We start from the raw sequence: 1,463 nt of genomic DNA, 5'->3' as shown, positions 1-1,463 counted from the left end.
ATGTGCACTACGTGCATTAGTTAAAGCTACACCAGAAGGGCCCAGTGCACGTTGTGCACTTAGTGTATGTTGAGCTCCACTTTTATAGTTGATGACAACATTTCTTCCTCGACTGGTCTTTCCCGTAAAAGAAATCTCAATCCCTTTAAGTTTCAGTGCTTCTTGCTCTCTCCGTAGAACATTCCCCAGCCCCCTGGGAGTTTTAGGCCAATTGCAATAGTCAGTACGGTAACTTGCCAGCTGCTTTAACAGGTTGCTCACAACTCCGTTGAAGACTTGCCCTGTGCCTCGAGCCTGACACATTTCCAATAAAGCATTCGCGACAGGGCTTCCTTCAAGACTGGTTGAAATCAACTGACTTCGGTTTGCTTCATAGATGTGGACAAATTCTCCCTCTTGTCCCAATGAAGAACAAACAGCTTCTCCAAGTAGGGCAAAATCGGCCATGCGGGGCAAGCTCTTAAGCTTGATCAAGGGCAGCTGCATCATTGCGCCAGACAGCAACTGGAGCAGAGCTCCAAAAAGTTTTCCCCGTGCTCTTTGAAATGCTTGCTCAAGCTCTGTCTTTGTTTGTCTGTTACCTGGTGTCATTGTGGGCAGCTCTATACTGATACAGCGGTCAATTAAGTCCAGACGGGTTGCAACAGGTGTAATCCCATTAATAACTTGTGGTCGACAAGCACTCAAAACGGTTTCACTGGCATCTGAGTAAGCTGTTCTCTTCACATACGCTGAACCGGTACAAATCTGACAAAGTAAATCCTGCTTGGCTTCAGAAAGATGACTGACATTTTCATACGGAATAATCCAATTAGACTGCGCACTGATAAACAGATCTTCATCCTTGCTCGGGAAGTGACGCAACGACGCAGTACTTGGATCAACCAGACTTCTCAGAACCTCTGTTGTATGACTTTTCCCAGATCCATGAGCCCCCAGAAGTTCTAACACTGGCTTTTGAGTATTTTGTCGGAGGCACTCAAGCAGCCAAACCAGAACAAGAAGCCGATCATCTTCAGCCACATTAACGAATTGCCATAACTCATTAATCTCCCCACCCTGCTCAGGCAGTGGTAATGCCTGCATAGTGCCAGAGCGGACAAATTTTACCGGGCTACTATCTAGCACCTGCCACCCTGTCGCAGAAACCTCAACCACCTGCCAGTCGTCATTCACCAAATCTATATAATATTTGTCATTTACAGCCGCCACTCGCGTAAAGACTTCATGCAGACCTCCTTCGTAGGTAGCAAACGCATGGAGACTATGACAAACCTCTTTAACCTGATCCTGCCTGACTGGCTTCTTGTAGTTCAGAAAAAACCAATAACCAATAACTTGGTAAAAGTGTTTGCTATCAATCGCCCAGGTTTCCTGAATGCCGTTACTGCTACAGAACGTGGCATACGCCTTTCCTTCAGGATCAACAAACAGGGAGCACTTTGCTCTAACCAGTTCCAGCA

General features: G+C 46.4%; 2 protein-coding genes. One reads left to right on the top strand and one right to left on the bottom strand.

The window, feature by feature from the left end:
- Positions 1–1,023, bottom strand: a 1,023-nt coding sequence (locus tag KDK19_RS09850; protein WP_257291839.1) for a hypothetical protein, incomplete at its 3' end; no start/stop codon positions are given.
- 243 nt (positions 1,024–1,266) lie between these two features.
- On the opposite strand from KDK19_RS09850, the gene KDK19_RS09845 reads away from it, so the two are divergent.
- A partial coding sequence (locus tag KDK19_RS09845) for a hypothetical protein (protein WP_257291838.1) occupies positions 1,267–1,463 on the top strand: 197 nt, incomplete at its 3' end.

The organism is Endozoicomonas sp. ONNA1 (assembly GCF_024606325.1).
Taxonomy (GTDB): domain Bacteria; phylum Pseudomonadota; class Gammaproteobacteria; order Pseudomonadales; family Endozoicomonadaceae; genus Endozoicomonas_A.
The sequence above is the reverse complement of the archived record's forward strand: the minus strand, read 5'-3'. Positions and strand labels throughout refer to the sequence as shown.